The following is a 4,653-nucleotide window of genomic DNA, read 5'->3' on the forward strand; positions in this document are numbered from 1 at the left end:
CAGTAGGTGCTTGTTCGCCAGCAAAATATGTACGCTGGCAAGAAACCGAAAAAGGCCTAGAGTCACGCTTAAATGGCGTACTTATTGACCGCTACCAACCCGATGAAAAAACCGGCTACCCGACACTTTGTAAGGGCCGTTTTAATGTCGACGGCAAAGTGTTTCATGCACTGGAAGAGCCAACTAGCTTAAATACCCTTGCGTTAATACCAGAACTTGCACAAGCAAATATTTCAGCTGTGAAAATCGAAGGACGCCAACGCAGTCCCGCTTATACAGAACAAGTGACTCGCGTATGGCGTGCCGCTATCGATCGTTATCAACAAGATCCAGATAAGTATCAGGTAGAAGCAGCTTGGAATAAACAGCTCGATCAACTCTCTGAAGGCACGAGTACTACCCTTGGTGCTTATCATAGAGATTGGCAATAATTGGCATTAGTGAGAATTATATGAAATACGCATTAGGACCAATTTTATATTATTGGCCAAAACAACAAGTTGAAGATTTTTATACAGCGGCGATGAATTCACAGGCTGATATTATTTATCTTGGCGAAACCGTTTGCAGTAAGCGCCGCGAGCTGAAACCCAAAGACTGGTTAGGACTAGCTAAAGAAATAGCGAATTCAGGTAAACAAGTGGTGATCTCGACCATGGCGCTATTAGAAGCACCATCAGAAGTTAATATTCTCCGTAAATACTGTGAAAATGGTGATTTTATTGTTGAAGCCAATGACTTTGGCGCAATCAACTTATTAGCCGAAGCCAAAACCCCCTTTGTTTGTGGTCATGCGCTTAATGTCTATAACGCTCAAGTACTACAGTTATTAGTCAATAAAGGTATGCAGCGTTGGGTTATGCCTGTTGAGTTGTCACGAGACTGGCTAGTGCAACTACAAGAGGACAGTAAACTGCTGAACATTCGTGACCAATTTGAAATAGAAGTCTTTGCCCATGGACATTTACCACTGGCCTATTCTGCCCGTTGTTTTACTGCTCGTTCAGAAAACAGAGCAAAAGATGATTGTGAGCTTTGCTGTATTAATCATGCCAATGGCAAGCCGGTATATAGCCAAGACAATAAAGAGTTGTTCACCATCAATGGTATTCAAACTATGTCGGGCTACAAATATAACCTATTGAATGATGTGGCAAGTATGCAGGATTTGGTGGATGTAGTGCGTGTGAGTCCGTTAGGGGAGTCTGCATTCCAAACACTCGCTCAGTTTAAACAAGCTGCGGAACAAAATATTAAATTCGACTTGCAACTAGATCGCGAATGTAATGGTTATTGGCACCAAATAGCAGGATTAGAGACAGTGACGTCATAACCCCATCCTAGCCCCCTTTTGTTATTTCAAGGGGGTAAGCTGGGAGGCATTAGCTCTTATTAGCGGTTACTTGCTAATCTTGCCAGTTCTAAACGAGCATAGCCATGCTCGATAAATTCATACACATTATTACTTAATGCCAATTTGAAATAGCTTTCTGCTGCACTGTTGTCATTCATTAACAACTTATATTTACCCAGATAAAAGTACGCTTCTGTTAAACGGTGCGCCAATACTTTGTTATAAGTTCGTTCATGCTTATCCAGTCCATCGAGTAATTTATCCAACAATTGAGTTTCATTTATCGCTTGTGTATAGAGCGCGACGATATTCCATGACCAACTATCATCAATGTGTTGCTCATAACGTTCTTTAACTGATTTTAACGCTTGTTCTGCATTAATTTGATATTCAGGGTAATACAACCACAACGTTCTAAATGGGTCGTTAGGTGCTTCATCATAAGCACTGACAAGATCATCAACAGCTAATGCATAACGTTCGCCATAATACAACGCGATGCCACGATTGAGTAATACGTAATTATTTTCAGGGTCTAATTGCGCGATTGAATCATAGGCATCAAATGCTTCATCAAACTGCTCGGTCTGTGTCATATACAAACCAATAAAATTATAAGCAGGCACAAAGTCTGGCTGTAATGTTAATGCACGTTGAAAATCAGCATGAGCCAGTGAACGCAACCCCATGCTATCAGCAAGTAAACCACGTTCATAAAAATAACGCGCTTGACGAACCCTATCATCTTTCGCGTCAAGGATAAGTTGACTATAACGCATTAACATAATTTCGGTTTGATAATTAACTTGTAGTGGTTCAGCGAGAATTAATTCAGAAGGCGTGCGGTCATCAGCCGAAAAAGACCCCGATAATGAACTACAACCAGAAAGTAAGGCTGCAGTAATGAATAAAGTAAGACATCTTTTCATAATTAAACCACTTATTTTTTGCAGATATAAAAAAGGAGCGTATCAACGCTCCTTAAAATAATCAATCTAAATATAACAACAAGTTATTCGCTAACTGGTTGCTCAGCAGGCGCTGCTGGAGCGTCCATTGCTTCTTTAATACTTAGACGGATACGACCTTGACGGTCTACTTCTAGAACTTTAACTTTAACTACTTGTTCTACAGACAGGTGATCTGCAACTTTGTTCACACGTTCTTGCGTAATTTGCGAGATATGAACTAAGCCATCTTTACCAGGTAAGATGTTAACAAATGCGCCGAAGTCAGCTAGACGTACAACTTTACCTTCGTAGATTTGACCAACTTCAACTTCAGCTGTTAGTTGGTGAATACGTTCGATTGCTGCTTGTGCTTGTTCGCCACTTGTCGCTGCAATTTTCACTGTACCATCATCTTCGATTTCGATCGTAGTACCAGTTTCTTCAGTAAGAGCACGGATTGTTGCGCCACCTTTACCGATGATATCTTTGATCTTGTCCGTGCTGATTTTGATTGTATGAATACGCGGTGCGAATTCAGATACGTCATCACGGTTAGTTGCGATAGCTTGATCCATAACACTTAAGATGTGTAGACGTGCAGCTTTTGCTTGTACAAGCGCTTTCTGCATAATATCTTTAGTGATACCTTCAATTTTGATATCCATCTGTAGTGCTGTGATACCAGCGCTTGAACCTGCAACTTTAAAGTCCATGTCACCTAAGTGATCTTCATCACCAAGAATGTCAGAAAGAACTACGCTACGGTCACCGTCAAGTACTAGACCCATTGCGATACCCGCAACAGAAGCCTTGATTGGCACACCAGCATCCATAAGTGCTAACGAAGTACCACATACAGAAGCCATTGAGCTTGAACCGTTAGATTCAGTAATTTCAGATACAACACGTACTGTGTACGGGAATTCATCTGCATTTGGCATAACAGCTAAAACACCACGTTTCGCTAGACGACCGTGACCAATCTCACGACGTTTAGGCGAACCAACCATACCAGTTTCACCAACACAGTAAGGAGGGAAGTTGTAGTGCATTAGGAAACGGTCAATCGTTTCGCCAGTTAGACTGTCGATACGTTGAGCATCACGTTCTGTACCTAGCGTTGCAGTTACTAACGCTTGCGTTTCGCCACGTGTGAATAGTGAGCTACCGTGTGTACGTGGTAGAACGCCAGTCATTACGCTTAGTGCACGGATCATTTCTGGATCACGACCATCAATACGTGGTTCGCCATCAAGAATACGATTACGTACGATGTTCTTTTCTAAAGAAGCAAGTAGGTCGCCCGCTTCACGCGTGTTTAGTTCTTCGTTTTCTTCTTGAAGTTTAGCGATTGCTGCTGACTTGATGCCACCAACTTTAGCGTAACGTTCAGTTTTTTCTTGGATTTGGTACGCTTCAGAAAGTTCGCCAGATGCTAGTTCAGCGATTTTCGCTTTAAGCTCAGTGTTTACTACTGGTGCAGTCCAATCCCATTTAGGTGTATTAACTTCAGCCGCAAATTCTTTAACAGCTTCAATAACAACTTGCATTTGCTCGTGGCCATACATAACCGCGCCTAGCATTTGTTCTTCGCTTAGAATTTCAGCTTCAGACTCAACCATCAATACTGCATTTTCAGTACCGGCAACAACTAAATCTAGTTGGCTTTCTGCTAACTCAGATGTTGAAGGGTTAAGAATGTATTCGTCATTTTGGAAACCGATACGTGCAGCACCAATTGGGCCATTGAACGGCATACCAGAGATACTTAATGCAGCTGAAACACCGATTAATGCAACCAAATCAGGTTGAATTTCAGGGTTAACAGATACAACAGTAGCAACTACTTGTACTTCATTTTTGAAGCCAGCAGGAAATAGTGGACGGATTGGACGGTCGATAAGGCGACATGTTAAAGTCTCGCCTTCACTTGGACGGCCTTCACGTTTGAAGAAACCACCAGGGATCTTACCTGCAGCGTAAGTACGTTCTTGGTAGTTCACTGTTAGCGGGAAGAAATCACGACCAGCTTCAGCTTGTTTTTTACCAACAACACTTACTAAAACAGAAGTATCACCGATGCTTGCCATTACAGCTGCTGTTGCTTGACGTGCAATAACACCTGTCTCTAATGTAACTGTATGTTCACCATACTTAAACGATTTTACGATAGGATTCACTCTTTGTCCTTAATCTTTAATGTCTCTTTAATTTCGTCGCTAAGTATACTGCATAAAAAAATTAAAGGGCAATGTAAGTATTGGAAATAGTGAAATAAGTTGAAAAATAATTCTAAGAGGGAATAATTTGAAGGGAAATTTAAAAACAAAAAGGAGCCAATTGGCTCCT

Annotated in this window: 4 protein-coding genes; 2 read left to right on the forward strand and 2 right to left on the reverse strand. The window is 41.4% G+C overall.

Annotation, left to right across the window (positions count from 1 at the left end; all coding sequences use genetic code 11):
• A partial coding sequence (locus BT797_RS09955) for a peptidase U32 family protein (protein ID WP_175545654.1) occupies positions 1-431 on the forward strand: 431 nt, incomplete at its 5' end.
• Between the two features lie 20 nt (positions 432-451).
• Positions 452-1,333 (forward strand): U32 family peptidase, encoded by an 882-nt coding sequence (locus BT797_RS09960; RefSeq protein ID WP_045111667.1) that lies wholly within the window; start codon positions 452-454, stop codon positions 1,331-1,333.
• Between the two features lie 59 nt (positions 1,334-1,392).
• Here BT797_RS09960 and nlpI read toward each other — a convergent pair whose 3' ends face one another.
• On the reverse strand, positions 1,393-2,283 hold the full coding sequence (gene nlpI, locus BT797_RS09965; protein WP_045111668.1) for a lipoprotein NlpI: 891 nt from the start codon (positions 2,281-2,283) through the stop codon (positions 1,393-1,395).
• Between the two features lie 83 nt (positions 2,284-2,366).
• The gene (pnp, locus tag BT797_RS09970; RefSeq protein ID WP_045111669.1) at positions 2,367-4,484 is read right to left on the reverse strand and encodes a polyribonucleotide nucleotidyltransferase; all 2,118 of its coding nucleotides are present in this window, start codon (positions 4,482-4,484) and stop codon (positions 2,367-2,369) included.
• Between the last annotated feature and the right edge of the window lie 169 nt (positions 4,485-4,653).

The sequence above is a fragment of the Moritella viscosa genome, from assembly GCF_900120065.1.
GTDB classification, from domain to species: Bacteria; Pseudomonadota; Gammaproteobacteria; order Enterobacterales; family Moritellaceae; genus Moritella; species Moritella viscosa.